Annotated in this window: 23 protein-coding genes and 1 riboswitch; of the genes, 15 read left to right on the forward strand and 8 right to left on the reverse strand. The window is 78.3% G+C overall.

From position 1 onward, the window contains the following. Positions 1–61 precede the first annotated feature (61 nt). Positions 62–1,249, forward strand: a complete 1,188-nt coding sequence (locus ACUN9U_RS01200) for a glycosyltransferase family 4 protein (protein WP_445483090.1) — start codon at positions 62–64, stop codon at positions 1,247–1,249. A gap of 56 nt (positions 1,250–1,305) precedes the next feature. On the opposite strand, the gene ACUN9U_RS01205 is transcribed toward ACUN9U_RS01200, so the two are convergent. Together ACUN9U_RS01205 and ACUN9U_RS01210 are read right to left on the reverse strand one after the other, a co-directional pair. Beyond that, on the reverse strand, positions 1,306–2,235 hold the full coding sequence (locus ACUN9U_RS01205) for a decaprenyl-phosphate phosphoribosyltransferase (RefSeq protein WP_445483091.1): 930 nt from the start codon (positions 2,233–2,235) through the stop codon (positions 1,306–1,308). Continuing rightward, positions 2,232–2,684 carry a phosphatase PAP2 family protein gene (locus ACUN9U_RS01210; RefSeq protein WP_445483092.1) on the reverse strand — a complete coding sequence of 151 codons (453 nt, stop codon included), beginning with the start codon at positions 2,682–2,684 and terminating at the stop codon, positions 2,232–2,234. The genes ACUN9U_RS01205 and ACUN9U_RS01210 overlap by 4 nt, the downstream gene beginning before the upstream one ends. Positions 2,685–2,906: 222 nt before the next feature. Between ACUN9U_RS01210 and ACUN9U_RS01215 the strand changes: the two genes are divergently transcribed. From ACUN9U_RS01215 to ACUN9U_RS01225, 3 genes are read left to right on the forward strand one after another with little or no spacing between them, the layout of a single operon-like run. Next, a complete protein-coding gene (locus tag ACUN9U_RS01215; RefSeq protein ID WP_445483093.1) occupies positions 2,907–4,898 on the forward strand; it encodes a SpoIID/LytB domain-containing protein in 1,992 nt (663 codons plus the stop codon). After that, positions 4,895–5,047: a hypothetical protein gene (locus ACUN9U_RS01220; protein ID WP_445483094.1), complete on the forward strand. Its 153-nt coding sequence runs from the start codon at positions 4,895–4,897 to the stop codon at positions 5,045–5,047. Before ACUN9U_RS01215 ends, ACUN9U_RS01220 begins: the two co-directional genes overlap by 4 nt. Beyond that, on the forward strand, positions 5,044–7,233 hold the full coding sequence (locus ACUN9U_RS01225) for a peptidoglycan recognition protein family protein (RefSeq protein ID WP_445483095.1): 2,190 nt from the start codon (positions 5,044–5,046) through the stop codon (positions 7,231–7,233). The genes ACUN9U_RS01220 and ACUN9U_RS01225 overlap by 4 nt, the downstream gene beginning before the upstream one ends. A gap of 243 nt (positions 7,234–7,476) precedes the next feature. On the opposite strand, the gene ACUN9U_RS01230 is transcribed toward ACUN9U_RS01225, so the two are convergent. Continuing rightward, positions 7,477–8,460, reverse strand: coding sequence for a GDP-mannose 4,6-dehydratase (locus tag ACUN9U_RS01230; RefSeq protein WP_445483096.1), 984 nt, complete (start codon positions 8,458–8,460; stop codon positions 7,477–7,479). Next, complete coding sequence (locus ACUN9U_RS01235) at positions 8,457–9,446, reverse strand: GDP-mannose 4,6-dehydratase (protein WP_445483097.1); 990 nt, start codon at positions 9,444–9,446, stop codon at positions 8,457–8,459. The genes ACUN9U_RS01230 and ACUN9U_RS01235 overlap by 4 nt, the downstream gene beginning before the upstream one ends. Before the next feature lie 70 nt (positions 9,447–9,516). Beyond that, positions 9,517–9,582, forward strand: a riboswitch (guanidine-III (ykkC-III) riboswitch). A gap of 11 nt (positions 9,583–9,593) precedes the next feature. On the opposite strand from ACUN9U_RS01235, the gene ACUN9U_RS01240 reads away from it, so the two are divergent. After that, positions 9,594–9,908, forward strand: a complete 315-nt coding sequence (locus ACUN9U_RS01240; RefSeq protein ID WP_445483098.1) for a DMT family transporter — start codon at positions 9,594–9,596, stop codon at positions 9,906–9,908. 202 nt (positions 9,909–10,110) lie between these two features. Here the strand turns inward: ACUN9U_RS01240 and ACUN9U_RS01245 are convergent, their stop codons facing one another. Then, positions 10,111–10,767, reverse strand: coding sequence for a TIGR03089 family protein (locus ACUN9U_RS01245; protein WP_445483099.1), 657 nt, complete (start codon positions 10,765–10,767; stop codon positions 10,111–10,113). A 104-nt stretch (positions 10,768–10,871) separates the two neighbouring features. Here ACUN9U_RS01245 and ACUN9U_RS01250 point away from each other — a divergent pair, with 104 nt between their 5' ends. Beyond that, positions 10,872–11,897, forward strand: a complete 1,026-nt coding sequence (locus tag ACUN9U_RS01250; protein WP_445483100.1) for a DNA-3-methyladenine glycosylase family protein — start codon at positions 10,872–10,874, stop codon at positions 11,895–11,897. Between the two features lie 18 nt (positions 11,898–11,915). On the opposite strand, the gene ACUN9U_RS01255 is transcribed toward ACUN9U_RS01250, so the two are convergent. Continuing rightward, positions 11,916–12,818, reverse strand: a complete 903-nt coding sequence (locus ACUN9U_RS01255) for an SDR family NAD(P)-dependent oxidoreductase (RefSeq protein ID WP_445483101.1) — start codon at positions 12,816–12,818, stop codon at positions 11,916–11,918. Between the two features lie 111 nt (positions 12,819–12,929). On the opposite strand from ACUN9U_RS01255, the gene cofD reads away from it, so the two are divergent. From cofD to ACUN9U_RS01285, 6 genes are all read left to right on the forward strand, one after another. After that, on the forward strand, positions 12,930–13,970 hold the full coding sequence (gene cofD / locus ACUN9U_RS01260; protein ID WP_445483102.1) for a 2-phospho-L-lactate transferase: 1,041 nt from the start codon (positions 12,930–12,932) through the stop codon (positions 13,968–13,970). Next, a complete protein-coding gene (locus tag ACUN9U_RS01265) occupies positions 13,967–14,383 on the forward strand; it encodes a Fe-S oxidoreductase (protein ID WP_445483103.1) in 417 nt (138 codons plus the stop codon). Before cofD ends, ACUN9U_RS01265 begins: the two co-directional genes overlap by 4 nt. Beyond that, entirely contained in the window at positions 14,380–15,495 is a 1,116-nt protein-coding gene (gene cofE / locus ACUN9U_RS01270; RefSeq protein ID WP_445483104.1) for a coenzyme F420-0:L-glutamate ligase, read from the forward strand. Before ACUN9U_RS01265 ends, cofE begins: the two co-directional genes overlap by 4 nt. 408 nt (positions 15,496–15,903) lie before the next feature. Continuing rightward, a complete protein-coding gene (locus ACUN9U_RS01275) occupies positions 15,904–16,398 on the forward strand; it encodes a WhiB family transcriptional regulator (protein ID WP_445483105.1) in 495 nt (164 codons plus the stop codon). A 59-nt stretch (positions 16,399–16,457) separates the two neighbouring features. Further along, the gene (locus ACUN9U_RS01280) at positions 16,458–20,165 is read left to right on the forward strand and encodes a glycosyltransferase (RefSeq protein WP_445483106.1); all 3,708 of its coding nucleotides are present in this window, start codon (positions 16,458–16,460) and stop codon (positions 20,163–20,165) included. Then, positions 20,162–21,898 carry a DUF5719 family protein gene (locus ACUN9U_RS01285; protein ID WP_445483107.1) on the forward strand — a complete coding sequence of 579 codons (1,737 nt, stop codon included), beginning with the start codon at positions 20,162–20,164 and terminating at the stop codon, positions 21,896–21,898. Before ACUN9U_RS01280 ends, ACUN9U_RS01285 begins: the two co-directional genes overlap by 4 nt. Positions 21,899–21,922: 24 nt before the next feature. Here the strand turns inward: ACUN9U_RS01285 and ACUN9U_RS01290 are convergent, their stop codons facing one another. Next, a complete protein-coding gene (locus tag ACUN9U_RS01290; RefSeq protein WP_445483108.1) occupies positions 21,923–22,360 on the reverse strand; it encodes a metallopeptidase family protein in 438 nt (145 codons plus the stop codon). A 214-nt stretch (positions 22,361–22,574) separates the two neighbouring features. On the opposite strand from ACUN9U_RS01290, the gene ACUN9U_RS01295 reads away from it, so the two are divergent. Then, the gene (locus tag ACUN9U_RS01295; RefSeq protein ID WP_445483109.1) at positions 22,575–22,943 is read left to right on the forward strand and encodes a DUF3499 domain-containing protein; all 369 of its coding nucleotides are present in this window, start codon (positions 22,575–22,577) and stop codon (positions 22,941–22,943) included. A 77-nt stretch (positions 22,944–23,020) separates the two neighbouring features. Here ACUN9U_RS01295 and ACUN9U_RS01300 read toward each other — a convergent pair whose 3' ends face one another. Then, a complete protein-coding gene (locus ACUN9U_RS01300; RefSeq protein WP_445483110.1) occupies positions 23,021–23,329 on the reverse strand; it encodes a hypothetical protein in 309 nt (102 codons plus the stop codon). A gap of 170 nt (positions 23,330–23,499) precedes the next feature. Between ACUN9U_RS01300 and ACUN9U_RS01305 the strand changes: the two genes are divergently transcribed. Continuing rightward, positions 23,500–24,933 carry a phosphomannomutase/phosphoglucomutase gene (locus tag ACUN9U_RS01305; RefSeq protein WP_445483111.1) on the forward strand — a complete coding sequence of 478 codons (1,434 nt, stop codon included), beginning with the start codon at positions 23,500–23,502 and terminating at the stop codon, positions 24,931–24,933. Then, positions 24,933–25,163: a Trm112 family protein gene (locus ACUN9U_RS01310; RefSeq protein ID WP_445483112.1), complete on the forward strand. Its 231-nt coding sequence runs from the start codon at positions 24,933–24,935 to the stop codon at positions 25,161–25,163. The genes ACUN9U_RS01305 and ACUN9U_RS01310 overlap by 1 nt, the downstream gene beginning before the upstream one ends. Positions 25,164–25,175 lie beyond the last annotated feature (12 nt).

The raw sequence follows: 25,175 nt of genomic DNA on the forward strand, positions 1-25,175 counted from the left end.
AGGCCGCCCGGTGGGCGACGTGCCGTGGGGCGCGCCGCGCGCCAGCCGCTAGCGTGCTCGGGTGGCCCGACTCCCCGTGCTCCCGCCGCCCGCCCCGCCGGGGGCGGCCCCGCCGGACGTCGTCATGGGCCTCACCTACTACACGCCGTACGTCTCGGGGCTGACCAACGCCGCCCGCGACGTCGCCGAGGGCCTCGTGCGCCGCGGCCGCTCCGTCACCGTGGTCACCACCCGCCACGACGACGCGCTGCCCGTCGAGGAGGTCCTGAACGGCGTCCGCGTGCTGCGCGCGCCCGTGGTGGCCCGCCTGGGCAAGGGCACCATCGCCCCCGCCCTGCCGGTGTGGCTGGCGGCCGCCGCGAAGGGCGCCGGGGTGGTCAACCTGCACCTGCCGCTGCTGGAGGCCGGTGTGCTCGCGGCGGCGGCCCGCGGGGCGGGCGCCCCGGTCGTCCTGACCTACCAGTGCGACGTCGACCTGCCGCCGGGGCTGGCCGGGGAGGTGCAGAAGGTCGTCGTCGACGCCTCCTCGCGGGTCGCGATGCGGCTGGCCACCACCGTGTGCACCACCTCCATCGACTACGCCGAGCACAGCCGGCTGTTCGCCTCCATGCGCGGCAAGGTGGAGGGCATCCCCGCCGCCTGCCACGACAGGTCGGGCGGCAGCCCCCGCTTCCGCGACGGGTCCGGCTTCCACGTCGGCTTCCTCGGGCGGATCGTGGAGGAGAAGGGCGTGCCGTGGCTCGTCGAGGGCTTCCGGGCCCTGCAGGACGCCGACGCCCGCCTCATCATCGCCGGCGACTTCGCCAAGATCGCGGGCGGCAGCGTCATCGAGAGGGTCCGCGAGGCCATCGGCGACGACGACAGGATCCGCGTGCTCGGCTTCGTGCCCGACGAGGCCCTGCCCGACCTGTACGCCTCCATCGACGCCTTCGCGCTGCCGTCGGTCAACGCCTTCGAGGCGTTCGGCATCGTCCAGGTCGAGGCGATGATGCTCGGCGTCCCCGCGCTGGCCAGCGACCTGCCGGGCGTGCGGGTGCCCGTGCAGCGGGTGGGGGAGGGCGTCATCGTGCCGCCGCGCGACGCGCCGGCGATCACGCGCGGGCTGGAGCAGCTGCGCGACCAGCACGTGGCGCGCAGCATCGACAGGCCGGCGCTGGCACGGCGCGCCCGGGAGCACTACGGCGTGGAGCTCACCGTCGACGCCTACGAGCGCGTCTTCGACGCCGCGCGGGACGCCGCCCGCCGCTGACCTGGTGGCCGACCCCCCATGATCACCGTGATCATGGGGGGTCGGCCACCTCGGCGTCAGGTGTAGACGCCGAGGGCGAAGCTGGCCACCCAGGCCAGCGCCACCACCTGCAGCACCCTGTCGCGCAGCGCGATGTCCTCCGGGGCGCCGGCGCGCCCGCCGTCGACGTCGACCGCGTAGCGCAGCACCGCCAGGACGAACGGCACGATGGAGACCGCCGACCACGTCGACCCGCCGGCCGAGACCGTGGCGGCGGTGTCGCCCTCGCGGATCTCGAAGGCCCACAGCGCGTAGGCGGTGACCATGACGCTGGCCGCCAGGCCCCACACGAAGCGCAGGTAGGTGGGGGTGTAGCGCAGCAGCGAGGCGCGGGTGGTGCCGCCGGCGGCCTCGGCCAGCCGGATCTCGCTGTAGCGCTTGCCGGCCACCATGAACAGTGAGCCGAACGCCGTCACCAGCAGGAACCACTGGGACAGGGCGATGCCGCTGGCCACGCCGCCGGCGATGGCGCGCAGCAGGAAGCCGGAGGCGACGATGGCGATGTCGAGCACCGGCTCGTGCTTGAGGCGCACGCAGTAGGCGACCTGCACCACGAGGTAGACGGCCATGAGCACCACGAGCTGCCAGGAGGCCACCCACGCCACCGCCAGCGAGGCCACGGCCAGCAGCGCCGCCGTCGCCCCGGCCGCCGGGACCGGCACCACGCCCGCCGCGATCGGGCGGTTGCGCTTGGTGGGGTGGGCCCTGTCGGCCTCGACGTCGAGGGTGTCGTTGAGCAGGTAGACCGCGGAGGCGGCCAGGCAGAAGCTCACGAAGGCCAGCACCGTGGTGCGGATGACGTCGACGTCGAAGAGCAGCCCCGCGGACAGCGGAGCCGCCCCCACCAGCACGTTCTTCACCCACTGCCGCGGGCGCATGGTGCGCAGCACGCCGCCGGCGGCGCTGCTGGGGGAGCGGCGCACCGGGGTGTCGACGCCGGAGCTCACCGCGCACCGCCCCTCGCAGCGACCAGCCTGTCGGCGACGACGCCCGTGAGGGTGCCGACCAGCACGTCGGTGGGGAAGTGCAGGCCCAGCAGCACCCGGGAGACCCCCTGGGCGGGGACGACGACGGGGGCCAGCGGCAGGCGCAGCAGCCGGCCGTAGGCGAGCGCCGCCGCCGTCGTCGAGGCGGCGTGTGAGGACGGGAAGCTCAGGCGGCTGGGGGAGGTCGAGCGCACCCGCACCGCCGTCCCGGCCTCGTCGGTGCCGGGCCGCAGGCGGCGCACGAGCCGCTTGAGGACGACGGTGGCCGCGTGCGCGCCGAGCACCGAGACCAGCGCCCGCGCCCACAGCGGGCGGCGGCCGGCGTCGAGCAGCCAGCCGGCGGCACCCAGGGCCACCCACCCCGCGGCGTGGTCGCCGAAGCGCCCGAGCTGCACGGCGGCGGCGATCACGCCCGGCTGCTCCGTCCGGCGCTGCAGGGCCACCAGCGCGGCGGTCTCGGCGCGTCTGAGCGAAAGCGCATCGCGGGACGTCACGTCCTGGGACAGTACCCGGTGAGACGAGCCCGGTCCCTCGACCGGCCGGTGGCGGCGCGCCCGCGGCGCGCCCCCGGTCGCCCGGACGGACCCGACGCGGCGGTCAAGGCCGCCCCCGGACCTGCCGAGGTGATACCCGTGCACCACCGCCGCGAGACCCCGCCCGCCGCCCGCCACGCCCGCCGCGCGAGCCCGCAGGCCGCGGCGGCCCCGCAGGAGCGGGCGCGCCACCGGCGCGGGCGCTGGTGGCACAAGCCCGCGGCGCTGCTGGCCGCGGTCTCCGCCGCGGCGGGTGCCGCCCAGCTGGGCGGGGGCGAGGCCGCGCAGGCCGCCACCAGCCAGGTCACCCTGACCGGCCACGGCTACGGCCACGGACGCGGCCTGAGCCAGTGGGGCTCCTACGGCTACGCCGTGGACCGCGGCTGGAGCTCGGCGCGCATCCTGGACCACTACTACGGCGGCACCAGCGCGGGCAGCGTCTCCGACGAGGAGATCTCCGTGCGCCTCATGGCCGTGGACGGCGCGCAGACCATCGCGCTCACCTCCGGTGCCGACTTCAGCGTGGAGGGCACCACCGTCCCCGCCGGCAGCGCCGCCCGCTTCACGCGCCAGGGCGGCATCTGGATGCTCACCACCACCACGGGCGGCTGCCGCGGCACCGACGCCCCCGCGCCCGTCGACGTAGGCCCCAGCCCCGCGGTGTGGCTGCCGACCGACCCCGGTGACGACCGCTCCAAGATGCTCACGGTCTGCGGGCCCGGCACCACCTACCGCGGGAACTTCCGGCCCGTCGTCGACGCCAGCGGTGGGACCCACCTGGTGAACTTCGTGCGCCTGGAGCAGTACCTGCGCGGCGTGGTGCCCGCCGAGTCCCCCGCCGCCTGGGGCGACGCGGCCGGCGGCGCCGGCATGGCGGCGCTGGAGGCGCAGGCGGTGGCGGCGCGCTCCTACGCCCGTGCGGAGAAGCGCTACCCCTACGCCCAGACCTGCGACACCACCGCCTGCCAGGTCTACGGGGGCGCAGCCCGCGAGGACCGCCGCACCGACACCGCCATCCGGAACACCGCCGGCGTGGTCCGCCGCGACGCCAGGGGCGGCGTGGTGCGCACCGAGTTCAGCGCCTCCACCGGCGGGTGGACCGCCGGCGGCGCGTTCCCGGCCGTGGAGGACCTCGGGGACACCCGCTCGCCCCACCACGACTGGAAGGTCGTGGTGGACGGCCCCGCCGTCTCGCGCGCCTGGCCGCAGATCGGCGCGTTCTCCAGCATGCAGGTCACCGCCCGCAACGGCCTGGGCGCCGACGGCGGCCGCGCCACCAAGGTGGTCGTCACCGGCAGCGCCGGCTCGGTCACCACCACCGGCAGCGACGTGCGCAGCCGGCTCGGCCTGCGCTCGGACTGGTTCTCCGTGGTCACCCCCTCCGCCCGGACCTGGATGCTGCGCGGCACCACCGACGGCGGCGCCCCCGCCGTCACCTCCCGCTACGGGGGTCCGAAGGACACCACGCTGGCCTGTGACTTCGACGGCGACGGCCGCGACGGCCTGACCACCTACCGCGACGGCGCCTGGACGAAGCGCGACAGCGCCTCCACGCCAGACCCGAACGCCGTCACCCCGCCCGAGGCGACGATCTCCTACGGCGCCTCCTGGATGCTGCCCGTGTGCGGTGACTGGGACGGCGACGGCCGCGACGGCGTCGGCGTCTACGACACCCGCACCGGCACCTGGTACCTGCGGAACTCCTTCACCGGCGGCGACCCCGAGCTGAAGTTCCAGTACGGCTGGAGCGCCGCCCTGCCCGTGGTCGGTGACTGGGACGGCGACGGCAAGGACGCGATCGGCGTCTACCACGCGGGCACCTGGATGCTCCGCATGACCGCGACGCCGGGCCGCCCCGACAGGACCGTCCAGTACGGCTGGCTCGGCGCCACGCCGGTGACCGGTGACTGGGCCGGCAACGGCTCGTCTGGTATCGGCGTGTTCTCCGGCGGTCGGTGGTGGCTGCGTGACACGGTGTCACCGGGTGACCCGCACCGGCTCGTCGACTACGGGGTGCCCGGAGACGCCCCCGTGGCCGGGCGCTGGACGTCGGGCTCGGACGGGCTCGGCATCACCCGCCCGACCGCGTGAGCGCCCGCACCGAGACCCGCACCGAGACCCGCTCCGAGACCCGCTCCGAGCACCGCCCAGAGAACCGCACCGACCAGCACCGCCGACCGAGACGACCCGGCCCCCGCCCCACCGCGGGTGCGGCCGAGCGCGAGGAGACGCACCTGTGAAGACCTCCCTGCCCACCACCTCGGCCCCCGCCCGGGAGGCGGGGCGGGCCGGACGGCTCGAGCGGTGGTGGGGCGGCCGCTGGGTGCTGCGCTGCGGCGCCCTGGCCGTCCTCGCCTCCGGCGCCGGCGTGGTCCCCGTGGTCGGCGCCGGGGCGGCCCCGAAGCCCGTCACGCCGACGGCCCAGGTGATCGAGGTGCCGGTGGTCGCCGAGGACGGCGCGCCGACGGGCTCGCCGTCGTCGTCGTCCTCGTCCTCCTCGGCCCCGTCCGCCAGCCCCACGCCGGCGACGCCCTCGGGCACCCCGTCGGCCGCCGCGCCGACGGGGTCGCCGACCGCCGCCACCGGCCGCGAGGCGGTGCCCTCCGGGTCCGGCCAGGCGCCGGGTGAGGAGCCCGTCGAGGAGATGGCCACCGGTCCGGTGCGCACGAAGGACTTCAACATGGTCTCCGTCCTGTGGGACGGCGACCCCGGCGCCGACGTCGACGTGCAGGTGCGCGTGCGCACCGACGACGGCTGGTCGGCGTGGCAGGCCCTGGAGGTCGAGGACTCCTCGCCCGACCCCGGCACCGCCGAGGCCGAGCGCGCCGCCGGGACGGGCAGCACCTCCCCGCTGTGGGTCTCCGGGGGCGCCGACGCCGTCGACGTGCGCGTCGCGGTGCCGGCCGACGCCACGACCCCCGACGGCGAGCCCGCCGTGCAGGGCGTCCGCACCAGCCTGGTCGACCCGAAGGCCTCGGTCACCACGCAGCCGGCCGGCGCCACCCCGGCGGCCTCGGCGCAGGCCGCCTCCGCGCTGCCCGGCGTCATCACCCGCGCCCAGTGGGGCGCCGACGAGTCGCTGCGGCTGTCCAAGTGCAGCGCGCCCAGCTACACCTCCACGCCCAAGGTCGCCTTCGTGCACCACACGGCGGGCTCGAACACGTACACCAAGGCCGAGTCGGCGGCTGTCGTGCGCGGCATCTACTACCAGCACACCGTGGTCCAGGGCTGGTGCGACATCGGCTACAACTTCCTGGTCGACAAGTACGGCCAGGTCTTCGAGGGCCGCTTCGGCGGCATGGACAAGGCCGTGCTCGGTGCCCACGCGGGCGGCTTCAACGCGGGCAGCTTCGGCGTCTCCGTGCTCGGCAACTACGAGACGGCCAAGCCGCCGGCCGCCGTCACCGAGGCGCTCGCCCGCGTGATCTCCTGGAAGCTCTCCCTGTCGCAGACCGACCCCCGCGGCAAGGGCGTGCTCACCAGCGCCGGCATCGGCGGCACCAACCTGCGCCACCCCGCCGGGGAGCAGGTGGTGCTCAACGCCATCTCCGGCCACCGCGACGTCGGGGCCACCGCCTGCCCGGGCGCCAACCTCTACTCCCAGCTGCCGGCGCTGCGCACCCGCGTGGCCCAGCTCATGGCGGAGAAGGAGTGGGAGCTGCGCACCACGGCCACGCCCGGCGCCTCCGACGGCAAGGCCTACTTCGGCGACCTGAGCGGCACCGCGCTCTCCTGCGACTGGGACGGCGACGGCACCGACGGCCTCGCCGTGTACTCCGCCGGCCGCTGGGCGGTCGAGCAGCGGCCCGGCAACGACGACCCGGACCTCGTCTTCGGCTACGGCTCGGCGACCATGCTCCCGGTCTGCGGGGACTGGGACGGCGACGGCGTGGACGGGATCGGCGTCTACGACCCGAGCACGTACACCTGGTGGCTGCGCGAGACCGCCTCGCCCGGGGCTCCGGACCGCAAGTTCGCCTACGGCTTCAAGGGCGTCAAGCCGGTCGCCGGGGACTGGGACGGCGTGGGCCGCTCCGGCATCGGCGTCTACGACGGCTACCGCTGGTGGCTGCGCGGCACCGCGACCCCCGGCGGCGCCGGCGCGGTCTTCTCCTACGGCTGGCCGCAGGCCACCCCCGTGACCGGTGACTGGGACGGCGACGGGCGGGACAGCATCGGCGTCTACGCCACCGGCGTCTGGTGGCTGCGCGACAGCATCACCCCCGGCCAGCCCGACGCGCTGTTCGGCTACGGCGCCGCCACCGACCGGCCGGTCGTGGGCCGGTGGGACGTCAGCGGGCTCGCCTCTGGCGGCTCGTCGGGCCCGGACGCGGGCAGCGGCGGGGAGCCCGGCGTCGGCGACGCCGCCACCGGCAGCAGCCGGGGGCGCGGCGACGGCGTGGGCGTCTGGCGCACCTGGCCCTGAGCCCGACCGGCTGACCGCTCTGCGGACGACGACGGCCCGCTCCCGCACACCGCGGGGCGGGTCATCGTCGTCCGTCCGGACCGCAGCCGGGCGCTCGGCTGCGCTCCGGCGGGCCCAGGAACCGCAACCAGGCGCTCGGCTGCGCTCCGGCGGGCCCAGGAACCGCAACCAGGCGTCCGGCTGCGCTCCGGCGGGCCCCGGAACCGCAACCAGGCGCCCGGCTGCGGGCGGGGAGGGGGCCCGTCAGGCGTCGAGCAGGGCCAGGTCGGCGTCGACCATGGCGCCGACGACGTCGGCGAACGAGCGCGTCGGCGCCCACCCGAGCACCTCGCGGGCGCGGGTCGGGTCACCGACGAGGTCGGCGGCGTCGTTGGGCCTCACGAACGCCGGGTCCGTCCGGACCAGGTGGCGCCACTCGGTCACCCCGGCGCGGGCGAACGCGGCGGCCACGAAGTCCTCCACGGAGTGGGAGGTGCCGGTGGCCACCACCACGTCGAGCGGCTCGTCGTGCCGCAGCGCCGCGACCAGGGCGCGCACGGTGTCGGGCGCCCAGCCCCAGTCGCGGCGGGCGGCGGTGTTGCCCAGGACCAGCTCGTCGGCGCGCCCGCGGGCGATGGCCGCCACCGTCGAGGTGATCTTGCGGGTGACGAAGCGCGCCGGGCGGCGCGGCGACTCGTGCGGGTACAGGACCGCGTTGACCGCGAACGCGCCCCCGGCGCGGTGGACCTGCACCAGGTGGTGGGCGTAGGCCTTGGCCGCGCCGTACGGGTTGGTGGGCACCACGGGGGTCGACTCGTCCTGCGGCGTCACGCCCGCGCCGGCGAACACCTCCGCGCTGGAGGCCTGCAGCACCCGCACCGGCCCCCCGGAGGAGGAGGTGGTCGAGGCGGCGGCGTGCAGGACCGCCGCCGGCAGCACCGCGTCGAGCAGCGCCGTCTCGACCGGCTCCTCCCAGGAGCGCGCCACCGAGCTCTCCGCGGCGAGGTTGTAGACCTCGTCGGGGCGGACCTCGCGCACCAGCGCCGCCGCGGCGCCCGGGTCGAGCAGGTCGGCGGTGTGCACCACCAGCCGGTCGCCGAGGGCCTCCAGGTGCGCCGGCAGCGGCCCGCTGCCGCGGCGCACGCCGTGGACGAGGGTGCCCTCGGCGGCGAGCAGCTCGGCGAGGTAGCCGCCGTCCTGCCCGGTGACGCCGGTGACCAGCGCGGTGCGGCCCGTGGGAAAGCTCACTTGCCGGCGAGCGCCTTCTGCTCGGCGAGGTCGGCGTCGACCATCATCCGCACGAGGTCCTCGAAGCCGACCTTCAGCTCCCAGCCCAGCTGGGTCTTGGCCTTGGTCGGGTCACCGATGAGCAGGTCGACCTCGGCGGGGCGCATGAAGGCCGGGTCCTGGCGCACGTGGCCGGACCAGTCGGAGATGCCGACCCGGGCGAAGGCGACGTCCAGCAGCTCGCTGATGGCGTGGGTCTCCCCGGTGGCCACCACGTAGTCGTCGGCGACGTCCTGCTGCAGCATCCGCCACATCGCCTCGACGTAGTCCCCGGCGAAGCCCCAGTCGCGGCGGGCGTCCAGGTTGCCCAGCACCAGCTCGTCCTGCAGGCCCAGGGCGATGCGCGCCACCGCCTGGGAGACCTTGCGGGTGACGAACTCCGGGCCGCGCCGCGGGCTCTCGTGGTTGAACAGGATCCCCGAGGAGGCGTGCATGCCGTAGGACTCGCGGTAGTTGATGGTCATGTAGTGGCCGAAGACCTTGGCCACGCCGTAGGGCGAGCGCGGCCACAGCAGCGTGTCCTCGCGCTGGGGCACGGCCTGCACCTTGCCGAACATCTCCGAGGAGGAGGCCTGGTAGAAGCGGACCCTGGTGGGGTCGTCACCGGAGTAGAGGCGCACGGCCTCCAGGGCGTTGAGGACGCCCTTGCCGGTGACCTCGGCGGTCAGGTCGGCGTTCTCCCAGGAGTAGGCCACGAAGGAGATGGCGCCGAGGTTGTAGAACTCGTCGGGCTGGGCGATGTTCAGCGCCCGGATCAGCGAGGACAGGTCCATGAGGTCGCCGGTGAGGACCTTCACGCCGGGCACCTCGCGGGCCAGCAGCGGGAGCTTGGGATTGTTCTGCCCGCGCACCAGGCCGTACACCTCGTAGCCCTTGGACAGGAGCAGCTCGGACAGGTACAGCCCGTCCTGGCCGGTGACTCCGGTGATCAGCGCGCGCTTGGTCATGCAGCGACCCTAGGGGACGGGCCCGCGACGTCCTCCTCGGCGCTGCGCCACCCGTGGCCGTGCGAGGCTGGTGCGGGCCCCTCCCGGGCCCCCGGACGAGTGGTGCCGTACCCGGTCAGCGACAAGACGGCCCGTGGAGGTGCCGCCGTGTCCTGGCTCGTGCTCGTCCTGTCCGGGGTGCTGGAGGCCGTGTGGGCCACCGCGCTGGACCGCTCGCAGGGGTTCACCCGCCCCGTGCCCACAGCGGTGTTCGCGGTCGCCCTCCTGGCGAGCATGGCCGGCCTCGCCCACGCCATGCGCGAGCTGCCCGTCGGCACCTCCTACGCGGTGTGGGTCGGCATCGGCGCCGTGCTGACCGTCGCCTGGGCCATGGTCACCGGCGCGGAGCCGGTGTCGGCGCTCAAGGTGGTCTTCCTCGCCATGATCGTCGGGGGCGTGGTGGGGCTGAAGCTGGTCCACTGACCGGCTCCCGCCGGTCCGGTGCGCCGCCCCGGCCGGGGCAGGCTCCGCGGGACCTCCGCACCGACCACGACAGGCCGCGGCCCCGTGGTGGCGCGCCCTGCCGGAACCCTGGCGCGCCCTGCCGGAACGGGTCCCGAGTTCCGACACCTCGCGGCACCGGTACCCGGCAGGGAGCTCACCCCACCCGCCCGGCGGGCGGCGGTCAGGCGGTGGTGCCTTCCTGCGCCGCCACGCGCTCGGCGGCCGGCGCGCCGGGGCCGAGCAGCACCGCGCTGCCCCCTCCGGCCAGCGCCGCGAGCACGGCGTCCAGGGCCGCGGCGTCGCCGACCGGGGGGACGTCGACCAGCACCCGCGCCCCGGGCTCGCCCGAGGCCCCGACGACCAGGCCCGGGGCGCCGGGGACGTGGGGCAGCGCGTCGCCGAAGCCCGCGACGACGGCGGCCGCGTCCAGCGCCCCCGCCGGCACCGAGGCGGCGCGCAGCGCCAGCGCCCCCAGCGCCTGGACCACCACCTGCTCGGCGTCTGCCGGGACGGGGGCGCCGTCGGCGACCACCGCGACGCGCGGGTCGCCGTCGTCGTCGTCGGCCAGCTCGGCGCCGACCGCGCCCAGCGCGAGCCGCCAGGCCACGGTGCGCCAGTGGGCGGGCAGGTCCAGGCGCACGGCGTCGCCGACCTCGACGTCGAGCTCCTCCACGAGCAGGTTGGCGGTCTTGGCCACCCAGTTCTCCAGCACGCGCGCCGACAGCTCCACGCGCTCGCCGTCGGCGCCGTACCAGGTCACGCGGGGCCGGCCGGAGTCCTGCGCCCGCAGCCGGGCCAGGAGCCGGGGGACGTCGACGCGCTGCTCGGCACTGCTCACGACGACGACGGTAGGCGTCGGGCGCCGTCGGCACCGCCGTCGGCACCGCTGCGGCCACCGACCCGGGCTTCCGCAGCGCCGCCGGCAGGCCGCAGGATGAGCGCGTGACAGCGGGTGGTGCTCCAGTGGCGCAGAGCACGTACGTGCTGCGCCAGCCGCTGGACCTGTCGGCGACGCTCGGGCCGCTGCGCCGCGGCGCCGGCGACCCCGCGGTGCGCCGCGAGGGCACCGGCCCGTGGGCGGCCTGGTGGTGGGCCACCCGCACCGGCCGCGGCACCGCGCTGGTGCGCCTGCGACACCTGCCGCCCGGCGTGCACGGGGGCGGCTCCCACGGCGTGGTGCGCGCCTCCGCCTGGGGCGAGGGCGCCGGGTGCGCCCTGGAGGGCGTGGAGGAGCTGCTCGGGGAGGACCAGGACGCCAGCGCCTTCGTGCCGCGCCCCGAGCACGCCGTGCTGGTCTCCGCGTGGCGCCGGCACCGGGGAGTGCGCGTGCCCCGCACCCGCGCGGTCTTCGAGGCCCTGGCCGGTGCGGCGATCGAGCAGGTCGTCACCGGGGTGGAGGCCCACCGCGCCTGGCGGGACCTGCTGCGCCGCTTCGGCGAGCCAGCCCCCGGGGGCGCCCACGACGCCGGCCCCGGCGGCCCGTCGGCGCCCGGCGGGCCCGCCGAGGGCATGAGGGTGCCGCCCAGCGCCCGCGACTGGGCCGCGATCCCCAGCTGGGAGTGGCTGCGGGCCGGGGTGGAGGAGCGCCGGCGCCGCGTGGTGCTGCACGCCGCGCGCTGCGCGCCGGCGCTGGAGCGCACCGTGCACCTGCCGCCCGAGCGGGTGGAGCCGGCGCTGCGCACCCTGCCCGGGGTGGGTGTGTGGACGGCGGCCGAGGTGCGCCACCGCGCCCACGGCGACCCCGACGCCTTCTCCTTCGCCGACTACCACGTGGCCAAGAACGTCTCCTACGCCCTGACCGGCGAGGTGCTCGACGACGCCGGCTGCGCGGAGGTCATCGAGTGCTACCGCGGGCACCGCTACCGGGTGCAGCGGCTACTGGAGCTGGACGGCATCGCCCGGCCGCGCCGCGCCGCGAGGATGTCGCTGCCGCGCCACGTGCCGGTGGCCACCGGCATGCGCAGCTGACCCCGCCGCCCCCGCCCGTCAGACGCGCAGGCGCCGCAGCAGCCGCGGCGGCAGCCACCGCAGCGCCTCGGTGACCAGCTGGGCGCCCGGCGGGGCCCACACCACGTCGCGCTCGGCCTCCAGGCCCTGCGCGGTGAGGTCGGCGACGGCCTCCTTGGTGGTGGCCAGCCAGGACGAGCGCCCCGCCGTCATCCGGGTGCGCACGAAGCCGGGGCGCACCACCACCACGCGCACGCCGTCGCCGCGGACCTCCTCGCGCAGCCCCGAGGCGAAGGCGTCCAGGCCGGCCTTGCTGGCCCCGTAGGCGAAGTGGGTGGACCGGGCCCGCACCGCCGCGGCGCTGGAGAGCACGACGAGGGTGCCGCCGCGCTGCGCGCGCAGCCGCTGCGCCGCCTCGGCGGCCAGCGCCACCGGTGCCGCGGTGTTGACCTGCACGAGGTCGGCGGCCGCCGCGCCGTCCTGCCAGGAGCGCTTGCCCTCCGGCAGCACCCCCAGCGCCAGGACGACGACGTCGACCGCGCCGACCGGCGCGCCCGCCGCCACCCCGCGCGAGCCGAACGCCTCCGCCAGCGCGGGCGACCACGTGGCCGGGACGCGCGCGTCCAGCGGCACCGCGCGCGCCACGTGCCCCTCGGCCGTGAGCGCCTCGACGGCCCCGGTCAGGCGCGGCCCGGGGCGACCGGCGAGCACCACGTCCAGCGAGCGCTCGCGGCCCAGGCGGCGCACGAGCGCCAGGCCGATGTCGGAGGTGCCGCCGAGCAGCACCACCCGGCGGGGCTCGTGCGCGGGGCTGACCGCCAGCGCGCGGGCCGGGGCGGGGGCGCGCAGGGCCGCCTCCTCGTCGCGGCCGGTGAGCCGGCTGGCCAGCTGGTCGGAGACGCGGTCTGCCAGGTCGCCGAGCGGGAGCTTGGGGAGGCGCACCCCAGCCATGCTGGCCGAGGGGCGCCGCGCGGGTCGAGCCGGGGCCGGTCGAGCCGGGGCGGCCCGGGCCGCGCCGACCGGTGCGCGGGCGGCGGTGTGAGGATGGCGGGCGTGCTCATCACGGCCATCGCCGGCGGCGTGGGCGGTGCGCGCTTCCTGCGCGGGCTGCTCGCCCACCTTGCGGACTCGCCCGACCCCGCCCGGCGCGCCGCCCGCGTGACCGCCGTCGTCAACACCGGCGACGACACCACCATGCACGGCCTGCGCATCACCCCCGACCTCGACACGGTCATGTACACCCTGGGTGGCGGCGTCCACGAGGAGCAGGGCTGGGGCCGGCGCGAGGAGAGCCGGGTGGTCTCCTCCGAGCTGGCCGCCTACGGCGCGGGCCCGGACTGGTTCACCCTGGGCGACCGCGACCTGGGCACCCACGTCCTGCGCACGCAGCTGCTCCGCGAGGGCCTGCCGCTCTCGCAGGTGGTTCAGCGGCTGTGCGAGCGGTGGCTGCCCGGCGGCGTCCCCGCCGGCGGCCGGGTCGGCGGGCCGGTGGTGCGGCTGCTGCCCATGAGCGACGACGACGTCGAGACCCACGTACACCTCGCCGACGGCCGCACCGTGCACTTCCAGGAGTGGTGGGTGCGGCTGCGGGCCTCGGTGCCGGCCACCGGCTTCACGCAGGTCGGGGTCGACGGCGCGGAGCCGGCCCCCGGGGTGCTGGACGCGCTCCGCGAGGCCGACGCGGTGCTCCTGCCGCCGTCCAACCCGGTGGTGAGCATCGGCACGGTGCTGGGCGTCCCGGGGGTCCGCGAGGCGCTGCGCGACGGGGGAGCGCCCGTCGTCGGCGTCTCCCCGGTGCTGGGTGGGAAGGTCGTGCGGGGGATGGCCGACGCGTGCCTGAGCGCGATCGGGGTGGAGACGTCCGCGCTGGGCGTCGCCGGGCTCTACGCCGACCTGCTGGACGCCTGGCTGGTCGACGAGGACGCCGACGGCGCGCTCGACGGCACCTCGGTCCCGGGCGCCGCGCCCGGGCGCGGGCGGGTGCTGGCCCGGCCGCTGCTCATGGGCTCCCCGCAGGCCGCCGCCGACCTGGCCGGCGCCGCGCTGGACGCGGCCCTGGCCACCGGGCGGCGAAGGGGTGGCGGGCGCCCATGATCACGGTGGTGGGGGTGGTCCGGGTGGGCGGGCTCGTGGTGGCTGAGGCGGTGGGGCTGGTCGCCGCGGCGCTGGCGCGCGCCGACGGCGCCACCTGCCGCGTGGTCGAGGTCCCGGGCGCGCCCGGTGCCCGTGACGGCGAGGTCGTGCGGGTGCGGGTCTGCTCCGGCGCCCGCGGGCGCACCTACGCCCGCGGCGGCACCACGTACGGCACCACCTACGTCACCGGCGCCGACCCGCGCACGTGCGCGTCCGACCGGCTGCGCCACGAGGCGGCGCACGTGCTGCAGTGGCGGCGCTGGGGGCTGCTGCTGCCGGTGCTCTACGGGCTGTCCGAGCTGCGCGCGGGCGGCGACCCCACCCGCAACCGCTTCGAGGCCGCCGCCGGCCTGCGCGACGGGGGCTACCGGTGAGCGCGCCGCACCCGTCCCAGGGCGCCTCCGCGCGACCGGCGGAGCTGGTCGCGCTGTCCGTGCCGGGGCTGCCGGAGGTCACCGCCGGGGACGACCTGGCCGGCCTGGTAGCCCGCGCCTGCGCGGCCTCGGGGATCGCCCTGGGCCGCGACGACGTCGTCGTCGTCGCCAGCAAGGTGGTCGCCAAGGCGGAGGGCCGGGCCGTCCCCGCGGAGGACCGCGAGCGCGCCCTGGACGCGGAGTCGGTGCGCCTGGTGGCCGAGCGGTCCCTGCCGGACGGGCGCACCACGCGGGTGGTGCAGGCGCGCTCGGGGCCGGTGATGGCGGCGGCGGGCATCGACGCCTCCGACGTCGCCGAGGGCACCGTGCTGCTGCTGCCCGCCGACCCCGACGGCTCCGCCCGCGCGCTGCGGGCGCGCCTGCGCGCGCTGCTCGAGCCGCAGCTGGGCGGCGGCGCGCCGGCGGTGGTGGTCAGCGACACCAGCGGGCGGCCCTGGCGCGACGGCGTCACGGACTTCGCGCTGGGCGCCGCGGGCCTGGAGGTGCTCGACGACGCGCGCGGCCGGCCGGACAGGTCGGGGCGGGTCATGGAGGTGACGGTGCGCGGGGTGGCCGACGAGGTGGCCTCCCTGGCCGACCTCGTCAAGGGCAAGGCCGCCGGCACCCCGGTGGCGGTGGTCCGCGGGCTGGGCGCGCACGTGAGGGACGACGACGGCCCCGGGGCGGCCCCGCTGGTGCGGACGGGGCCGGCCGACTGGTTCGCGCACGGGCACGTCGAGGCCGTGCGCGCGGCTCTCGGGCTGGCCGAGCGCGAGGTGGCTGCGCCGCCGATCGCGCCGGGCGGCCCGGTCGGGGAGCGCGCGGCGCGTGCGGTGGGCGTGGCTGCGGCCGGGCGGGGCCTGCGTGGTGCCGCCGTCTCGGCCGACGGCGCGCTGCTGGCCGTCACCGGGCCCGCGTACGACGTCGGCGCGGCGGTCGAGAGGCTGCTCGCGGCGCTGTGGGCCGAGCGGCTGGAGGCCGACGTGGTCCCCGGCGCGGTGCGGTCGGTGGACGGCGCGGACGTCGTGGACGCCTCGGCGGCCGTCGAGCTGAGGGTGCGCGAGCGCGCCTGAGCGCGGGGCGGTCGGGCCGGCCGCCAGCGCCGGTCGTCGCGCTGGGTGACCAGCTCCTGCGGTTCGCCGCGATCCGGTGCCGCGGCGTCGTTGTGGCGGACGTGGTCTCTGGTACTGCTGTGACTCGTGGGACGACGCCGCAGGTCAGCGGGCTGACGCTCACCACCTCGCCGGCGCCGCGCCCGATCCGCCCGGTACGTCCCCGCGGCCGGCGCGCCAGGAGTGTCCCGACGTGTCCGGTCTGCCCCGCGGCGCGCAGGGGGCGACACGCCAGCGCCGCCGAACACGTGCCGCGGCTTCCTGCGTTTCGCCTGCACGCGGAGTAGTCGCACGTATGTAATTCAGTGACCGCCTCGCAGGGCGGGAGCTCCTCCGCGGGGCTCGCTGAGACTGATCTGAGGAGTCGAGATGAGCGAGAGCACCACCGTCTCCCTCGGCCTTCCGCGACCGCGGACGGCCCTCCCCACCGAGACGGGTCCCCTGCCCGTCGTGGCTGCCGCGAGCGCCGGCGCCGTCGCGCCGCGCAGCTCGTTCGAGGCGCTCACCGGCCCCTCGCTGGAGGAGCTCGACACCGAGCTCGAGGCCGTGCTGGACGACCAGCTGGACGAGGACGACGAGGACGAGGAGCTCGGCGACGGCGACCCGGCGCTGGAGCTGGTGCTCGGCGAGGGCGACGCCGACGCGGTGGTCGACTGGCAGGAGCGCGCCCTGTGCGCCCAGACCGACCCCGAGTCCTTCTTCCCCGAGAAGGGCGGCAGCACCCGCGAGGCCAAGCGGGTCTGCATGAGCTGCGAGGTGCGCGTGCCGTGCCTGGAGTACGCCCTGGCCAACGACGAGCGCTTCGGCATCTGGGGCGGCCTGTCCGAGCGCGAGCGGCGCCGCGTCAAGCGCCGCGCGGTCTGAGCCCCAGCCCCTCCTCGGCCCCGCTGCCACCGCAGCCCCGGCACGCCCGCCGGAGCGCGGTGGAGCGCGGCGCCACCACCGGCGGTCAGCCGGTCGCCGCCGGCGCCGGGGAGCACCCCGGTCCGGCCACCCCCGGGCGCGCCCGCTCGCACGGGCCCGCCCCCGATCGCGGCCCTGACGCGCTGGTCGCCCACGTCGACGCTGTCGTGCTCGCCTGCGACGGCGAGCGCTGGCTGCCGCGCGCCCTGGAGGCCCTGGACGCGCAGACGCGCGCTCCTGACCGCGTGGTGCTGCTGGACGCCGCCTCCGGCGACCGCAGCGCCGCGCTGCTCGCCGCCCACGCCCGCCGCTCGGCGGCGCTCGGCGGTGCCCCCGTGCTCGGCGTGCTGGCGCTGCGCCGGCGCGCCGGCCTGCTGGACGCCGCGCGGGCGGCGCTGGCCGCCACCGACGCCAGCGCCCTGCTCACCCGGGGGGCCAGCGGCGCCGGCCCAGCCGGCTCGGAGGCACCAGGCGGCTCGGCGGTGGACCGCGAGGCGCCGCGCCAGCACACCTCGGTGCCCCTCCCGCTGCGCTGGGTGTGGCTGCTGCACGACGACTGCGCGCCCGCCCCCGACGCCCTCGAGCAGCTGCTCGCCGCGGTGGAGGTCGCGCCCTCGGTCGGGATCGCCGGCTGCAAGGTGGTCGACTGGCACGACGAGGGCCTGCTGCACCAGGTCGGCTTCAGCACCTCCGCGATGGGGCGGCGGCTGACCGGCGTGGAGCACGGGGACCGCGACCAGGGGCAGCGCGACCACCGCGACGACGTCCTGGCCGTCTCCTCGGCCGGCATGCTCGTGCGCCGCGACCTGCTCGAGCGCCTCGGGGGCGACCCCGCCCTGCCCGTGCTGGGCGAGGACCTGGACCTGTGCCGGCGCGCGCGGCTGGCCGGCTCGCGCGTCGTCGTCGTCCCCAGCGCCGTTGTGCGCCACGTCGACGCCACGCGCTCGGGCGCGCGCGCCACCCCCGCCGCCCGGTCGGTGCGCTGGACCGAGCGCCGCCACGAGGCGCACGCGCGGCTGGTGGCCGCCGCACCCGCCGCGCTGCCGCTGGTCGCGCTCGCCGTGCTCCTGGGGGGCCTGGCCCGCCTGCTGGTGCGGGTGGCCGCCAAGCAGCCCAGCAGCGCCGGCGGGGAGCTCACCGCCGTGCTGGCCGCCCTGGCCCGCCCCGACCGCGTGAGCAGCGCCCGCCGGGCCGCCGCCCGCACCGCCGTCCGCCCGCGCAGCTCCCTGAGGCCGCTGCTGGTGCCCCGGCGCGAGGTGGTCAGGTGGCACCGCGACCGGTGGGCGCGCACGGGCATCGCCCCCGCCACCGGCGTGCTGCCCGTGGTGGCGGCCCGGGCGCTGGCCGCGGCGACCACCCCGCCCTCGGGCGTGCCGGTGGTGCGGCTGCCCGAGGTGCCGCTGCCGCGCCGGTCCACCGACGACGCACCGCACCCCCGCGGCGCCCCGGGGCCCGGCGCGACGGGGGAGGGCGGAGCGCCCGAGCCGCCGCGCCGCGGGCTCGGGCTGCTGCTGCCCCTGCTCGCGGGCCTGCTAGCGGTCGGGCTGCTCGCCCTGCACCCGCTGCTGGCGGGCCTGGCCCCCGGCCGCCAGGTGACCGGGGGGGCGCTGGCCGCCGCGCCCGCGCTCGGCGACCTGTGGGCCGCCGCCCGCTCCGGCTGGCAGCCCCTGGGCCTGGGCACCGCCGCCCCGGCCGACCCCTGGCTGTCCGCGCTCGCGCTGCTCAGCCTGCCGGTGGGCGGCTCACCGCGGGTGGCCGTGGTGGTGCTGCTCCTGCTCGCGCTGCCGCTGGCCGGGCTGGGGGGCTGGGCCGCCGCCGGGGCGGCCACCCGCTCCCGGGTGCTGCGCGCCGCGGCGGCGCTCACCTGGGCGGGTGCCGCGCCGCTCCTGGCGGCCGCGGCCACCGGCCGGGTGGGGGCGCTCGTCGCCCACCTGGCACTCCCGTTCGTCGTGCTCGGCCTGGCCCGGTGCGCCACCGCCGCGGCGCGGCGCCCCGCCGTGGCCGCCGGCGCCCTCGCCGGCCTGGCCGGTGCGCTCGCGGTGGCCGGTGCCCCGCTGCTGCTGGTGCCGCTGCTGGTGCTGGCCGTGGTGGTCGCCCTCAGCGCCCGCCGCTGGGCGGGGGCGGTGGTGTGGGCGGTGCTCGCGCCGCTGGCGGTCACCGGTCCGCTGCTGGCCCCCGCCCTGACCGACCCCCGCGCGCTGCTGCTCGGCCCGGGGCTGCCGGTGCCCGCCACCGCCGCCCCGGCGGTGCAGCTGCTGCTGGCCGACCCCGGCGCCGCCCTCGGCAGCACCGCCGGCTCGCTGCTCGGAGCGCTCACCGGGGCCTCCGCCGACCCCGGCGGAGCCGCCGGCCCGACCGCCGCGCTGCTGCCCGGAGCCCTCACCGTGCTGCCCGGCGCCGTGCTGCTGGTGCTCGCCCTCGCCGGGGCCGCCGCGCGCGGCCCCCGCGCGCGGGTGGCGCGCGCCGGGTGGTGGGCCGCGGGCGCCGGCCTGCTCGCGGCCACGGCGGCCGTCGCGGCCGGCGGCTGGGCCGGCCCGGCCACCAGCCTGGTGCTCGCGGGCCTGCTCACCGCCGCCGCGGCACGCGCCCCGCGCGTGCTGCGCGCCCCCGCCGACGACCTCGACGGCCTCGACGACCTCGACGACCCGCCCGGCAGCGAGCTGCAGGACGGCGACCCCGACGGCGAGCTCGACGGCGCCGCCGCCGGTCGTCCCGAGGACCTCGCCGGTCGTGCCGAGGACCCCGCCGGTCGCGACGAGGACCCCGCCCGCGGGGCGCGGTCCGCCGCCGCGCGGCGCGGTGTGCGCTGGGCGGCCCTCGCCGCGGCGCTCGCGACCGCGGGCCCGGTGCTGCTGCTCGGCGCCTGGGCGCTGCAGCAGTCCGGCCAGCCCGGCCTGGCGGTCAGCGGGACCGCCGACCAGGTGCCCGCGGTGGCCCTCGACGCCGCCTCCTCGCCCGACGCCGTGAGCACCCTGCACCTGCGCGTGGCCGACGACGGCGCCGTGACGGTGCTGCTGCGCCGCGGCCCGCTGACCCTGGCGAGCACCTCCGTGGTCGCGGGCCTGGCCGCCAGCGGCAGCCCGGTGGCGGGCGCCAGCGCCACCGCCTCGGCCGCCGCCGCCGACGCCGCCCTGCGCGCGGCCGCCGCCCAGCTGGCGGCCGGCTCCGCCGACCCGCGCCGGGCGCTGGCCGAGCTCGGCGTCGGGTACGTGCTCCTGGAGACCAGCGCGCCGCAGGACCAGCGCGCCACCGCCCGCCTGGACTCCGTGGCGGGCCTGACGCGCGCCGGGAGCACCGCCGCCGGGGTCCTCTACCGGGTGCTGCCGGCCAGCGGAGGCGGCGACACCGCCGCCGACCGCCCCTCGCGCGCCCGGCTGGTGGCCGCCGACGGCACCGTCCTGGCCGCGCTGGCCTCCGACGGCCAGGACGTCGACGCCCGCCTCCCGGCCGTCGACCCGACGGCGGCGGGCGCGGCGACCCAGCGCACCGCCGTCGTCGCCGAGCGCTCGGGGCCGGGGTGGACGGCGCGGCTGGACGGCGAGCGGCTGCCGGTGGTGACCGTCGACGGCTGGGCCCTCGGGGTCGAGGTGCCTGCCGGCGGCGGCCACCTGGTCATCACCCGCGCTGCGCCCGCCGCGGCGGTGTGGGACTGGGTGCAGGGCGCCGTCGTGCTGCTCACCGCCATGGTCGCGGTGCCGGTGCCCGTGCGCGGACGGAGCCGGTCGTGACGGCCCTGGCCCGCCTCACCGGGCTGCTCAGCGCCGCCGGCGCCGCAGCCCTGGTGGCGGGCGGGCTGGCGCTGGGCGCCGTCGCCGCCCCCGGCGAGCCGCCGCTCGCCGCTGCGCCGGCCCCCGTCGACGTCGCGGTGCCGGCCTCCGACCAGCAGCTCGTCTGCCCGGGCGCCCCGGTGCCCGTCACGGGCGGGCAGGGCGGTGGGCGCGGCGGCGCACCCGCGGGCGCCAGCGCCACCGCGGGCCTCGTGGTGGCCGGAGGAGACCCCGTCCTCACCGCGCAGGCGCTCCTGCAGCGCCCCGGCCCGGACGAGGCCCCCGGCGACAGCGGCGGCGACAGCGAGGACGGCGACGACGGCGACGACGGCGACGACGGCGACCAGCCGGCCACGAGCGCCCCCGCGCCCGTGCCCGCGCGACCCCTGGGTGACCTGCAGCGCGCCGAGCCTGACGCGGCCCTGGCGGCGGCGGGCTCGGCCACGGCGCTGACCTCGGCGCCGGTCGCCGGCCGCGCCCCGCTGCTCGCCGGCGCCGCCACCTCCGCGGTCGCCTCCGGTGACCTGCGCGGCCTGTCCACGCCGGCGTGCGTGCTGCCGCAGGAGCAGTCCTGGCTGGTCGGCGGCGGCAGCGGCGTCGGCAGGTCCACCCGGCTGGTGCTCGCCGACGCGGCGGCGACCCCCACCACCGTCGACGTCACCGTGCTGACCGCAGGCGGGGCGCAGCGGCCGAGCGCCCTGCAGGGCCTCTCCCTCGGCCCCGGCGAGCAGCGCTCGGTGCTGCTCGAGGGCGTCCTGGACGGCGTCGCCGCCGGCGCGGACGGTGGCGCTGGGGGCGGCGCGGACATCAGCGGGGCCGGGGCGCCGCTGGCGGTGCAGGTGAGCTCCTCGGCGGGGCCCGTGGCGGCCTGGCTGGTGGAGTCGGTGCTGCACGGGCTGGTGCCCGGCGGCACCGAGGTGGTCGGGCCCGCCGCGGCGCCGGCGACCTCGCTGGTGGTGCCGGGCGTCGCGACCGCGGGGGAGCAGCCCGCGGTGCTCCGCCTGGCCAACCCCGGCAGCGACCCCGTGGTCGCCAGGTTCGCCGTGGTCGGCGCCTCGGGTGCCAGCGTGCCCCCGGGCACGCCCCCGGCCACGGCCGTGCCGCCGCAGTCGGTGGTCGACGTGCCGCTGCCGGGGCTGCCGTCTGGCGGTGTGGCCGTGGCCGTGGAGGCCGACGGGCCGGTGCTGGCGGGGGTGCGCACCGACAGCGCGCCGTCGCAGGACGGCAGCGAGCCCGGCGACCTCGCCTGGACCGCCGCCGCGCCGCCGCTGGCCGGCCCGGCGCTGGTGGCCCTGCCGCCCGCGGCCAGGGCGGGCAGGGGCGGGGCCGGCGCCGCCCCGGACGTGCGCCTGGTGCTGACCTCGCGGGGCGCCTCGCAGCTCGACGTCGCCGTCGTCGGCGCCGACGGCCGCACCAGCGCCGCCCGCCGCGTGGAGCTGCCCGCCTCCACCACCACCGCCGCCGACGTCGACGACCTCGCCCGCGCCGCCGGCGCCCAGCGCCCCCCGGTCGCGCTGCTGCTCACCCCCGTCCCGCCCGCGGCGGGCGGGGAGGACGGCGCCGGCCAGGTGGTCGCGGCGCTCACCGCGCGCCTGGGCGCCTCCGGCGGAGGAGGGGACCTGCTCTCGGCGGCACCCGTGGCCGCTGCCGCGGTCGCGCCGGCGGCGGTGCCGGTCGCGCTCGCCGGTCCCTGAGCGGCCCGCCCCCGGCGCGCCCGCTCAGTCGTCCTCGGGCCGGTAGCGGGGGTCGACCTCCTCCGGAGGGGTCCCCATCGCCGCGGCGACCTGCTCGACCACCACCTCGTGCACGAGGGCGGCCAGGTCGGCCTCGTCGGTGCCGCGGGTCTCCAGCGGGCGCCGGTAGAGCACGATCCGCGCGCGCTGCGTGCGGGTGGCCGGGAAGAACCGGCCGAGGGCCACCTCGGGGCGCTCCCAGGTCGCGGAGTCCCCGGGGGGCACGTCCTCCACGGCGAACTCGATCTCGGCCATCGGCTCGGCCCACCGGCGCTCCAGGCGCTCCACGGCGTCCAGCACGAGGTCGTCGAAGCGCTCGGCGCGCGTGCGGGTCCCCGGCAGCTCCGGGGGCATCAGCGGGCCGCGCAGCCCGCGGCCGTGGCGGTCGCGGCGGCGGCGTCGGACACCGCGGGCGCTGGGCACGTCCCGACCCTAGACGCCGCGGGCGCGCCACCGCGCCCGCCGCAGGCCCGCCGCGCACCCGCCGCAGGCCCGTTCCAGCTGTGCCTGGGGCCTGCCTCAGGTCTGCCTGGGGCCCGGCGACGCGCCCGGCGACGCGGGGCCGGGCGCGCGGCGAGCCACGGCGAGTCGCGGCGAACATCCCGTGCGCGCCGACGCGCAGGAGTACCGTCACGTCATGGCGTCGCGACGGTGCAGCAGGACAGGGTGCGGGTCTCCCGCGATCGCCACGCTGACGTACGTGTACGCCGACTCCACGGCCGTGCTGGGCCCGCTGGCGCTGGCCGCGGAGCCCCACTGCTACGACCTGTGCTCCGCGCACGCCGAGCGGCTGACCGCCCCGCGCGGCTGGGAGGTCGTCAGGCTCCAGCCGGAGGCCTACGAGCACCGCCAGAGCCACGACGACCTGCTGGCCCTGGCCGACGCCGTCCGCGAGGCGGCGCGCCCGGCCCCCGAGCCGGTGGCCGCGCGCGAGCCGGTGTCGGTGGGCCCGGCCACGGGCAGCGGCCCGGGCCGCCGCGGGCACCTGAGGGTGCTGCGCGACTGACCCACCCGGCCCCGGCGCGCCAGGCCGTGGTCCGAGCCGTGGTCCGAGCCGTGGCCCGGTCCAGGCCGTGGCCCGGGTCAGGCCCGGCTGCGCTCGAGGACCTCGCCGATGCTCAGCGTGCTGTCCTGCGCGTCCCACTGGCGGTGCTCGCAGCCCCGGCAGGAGCTGAAGCGCACGGCCGTGCCGTCGGTGAGCACCAGCGAGAGCACCGTCAGCTGCTCCGCCCCGCAGGCGGGGCAGGCCGGCCGCGCCGCGGTGGCCTGCAGCAGCGAGCCCAGCGGCTCGGCGGCGGCCCCCTGCCGGCGGCGCCGCCGCGGCACCGGGCCGGCGACCCGGCTGGGCGCGGTGGCGGGCAGGGGCGTGGACGAGCTCTTCGACGGGACCACGGTCCTCCTCGGCGTGCAGGGGTGGAGCTGGCGCTGCGGCGAGCGGGGCGGCGGAGCTGGTGCCCGCGCCGCGGCAGTCATCCCATCGGCGCAGCGCACTGCTCCCTGAGGGGTTCTCCGGCCCGGCGGACGTGACGCGGTGCGTGTGCGCGTGGCTACGCTCCTCGCTCGTGCCGACCCAGCGGATCGACCTCGCCACCATCGTCAAGGCGTACGACGTCAGGGGCCTCGCCCCCGAGCAGCTCGACGAGACGGCGGCCCACGCCCTCGGGGCGGCTGCCGCCGACGTCCTCGGCGTCGCCGGCCGCACCGGCCAGGCCGGCGGGACGCTCGTCATCGGCCACGACATGCGCCCCACCAGCCCGCTGCTGGTCGACGCCTTCGCCCGGGGCGTGAACGACCGCGGCGGCGACGTCCTGGTCATCGGCCTGTGCTCCACCGACGGCCTCTACTTCGCCTCCGGGCACCTGGACGCCCCCGGCGCGATGTTCACCGCCAGCCACAACCCTGCCGCCTACAACGGCATCAAGATGTGCTTCGCCGGCGCCAAGCCCGTCGGCACCGGCACCGGCCTGGACGACGTGCGCACCCTGGCCCAGCAGTACCTCGACTCCGGGGAGCTGCCGCCCGCGGCGGCCCGCGGCAGCCGCAGCGACCGGGGGATGCTCGCCGAGTACGCCGCGCACCTGCGCTCCCTGGTGGACCTGTCCGGCTCGCGCCCGCTGAAGGTCGTCGTCGACGCCGGCAACGGCATGGCGGGCCTGACCGCCCCCGCCGTCCTCGGCGCGGAGGCCGGCCTGCCCGCGCTGCCCCTCGACGTCGTCCCGATGTACTTCGAGCTGGACGGCACCTTCCCCAACCACGAGGCCAACCCGCTGGAGCCGGCCAACCTCGTCGACCTGCAGAAGGCCGTCGTGGAGCACGGCGCCGACATCGGCCTGGCCTTCGACGGCGACGCCGACCGCGTCTTCGTCGTCGACGAGCGCGGCGAGCCCGTGAGCCCCTCCGCCGTCACCGCGATGGTGGCGCTGCGGGAGCTGGCGAAGACCCCCGGCGCCACGGTGCTGCACAACCTCATCTGCTCGCGCGCCGTGCCCGAGCAGATCGCGGCCGCCGGCGGCGTGCCGGTGCGCACCCGCGTGGGCCACTCCTACATCAAGGCCGAGATGGCCCGCACCGGCGCGGTCTTCGGCGGGGAGCACTCCGCGCACTTCTACTTCAAGGACTTCTGGGGCGCCGACACCGGCATGCTCGCCGCGATGCACGTGCTGGCCGCGCTCGGGGAGCAGGACGGGGTGCTGTCGGCGCTGGTGGCCGACTACGACCCGTACACCGCCAGCGGGGAGATCAACTCGACCGTCACCGACGTGGCGGGCACCACCGCGGCCGTGCGCGAGCGCTGGGAGGCGCGCGGCGGCGTGGTGGACACCATGGACGGGCTCACCGTGTCCTCGCCCGAGGGCGAGAGCCCGGCGTGGTGGTTCAACCTGCGGCCCTCCAACACCGAGCCCCTGCTGCGCCTCAACGCCGAGGGGGCGGACGCTGGCACCATGGAGCGCGTGCGCGACGAGGTGCTGGCCCAGGTCCGCGGCGGAGCCGCCTGATGGCCGGGCCCGGCGCGGCCGGCGCCGCGGGCGAGCCGTGGCGCGAGGAGTGGGTGCGCTCGCTGCTGCGCGACCCGGTCACGGGGGCTGAGCTGGTCGACGTCGTCCTGCCCGACGGGCGCGCCGGGCTCGCGCCGCAGCCGCAGGCCGACCCCGAGCACCCGGTGGCCTACCCCGTGGTCGACGGGGTGCCGGTCCTGCTGGCCGACGACGCCGTCCCGCTGCGCTGATCCCCGGCCGGT

Source organism: Quadrisphaera sp. KR29 (genome assembly GCF_052644995.1).

Coding starts and splice junctions, on each gene's coding strand:
- ACUN9U_RS01235 (WP_445483097.1), bottom strand. CDS start 9,446: ATGACCAAGCGCGCGCTGATCACCGGAGTCACCGGCCAGGACGGGCTG.
- ACUN9U_RS01310 (WP_445483112.1), top strand. CDS start 24,933: ATGGCCGGGCCCGGCGCGGCCGGCGCCGCGGGCGAGCCGTGGCGCGAG.
- ACUN9U_RS01275 (WP_445483105.1), top strand. CDS start 15,904: ATGAGCGAGAGCACCACCGTCTCCCTCGGCCTTCCGCGACCGCGGACG.
- ACUN9U_RS01295 (WP_445483109.1), top strand. CDS start 22,575: ATGGCGTCGCGACGGTGCAGCAGGACAGGGTGCGGGTCTCCCGCGATC.
- ACUN9U_RS01265 (WP_445483103.1), top strand. CDS start 13,967: ATGATCACGGTGGTGGGGGTGGTCCGGGTGGGCGGGCTCGTGGTGGCT.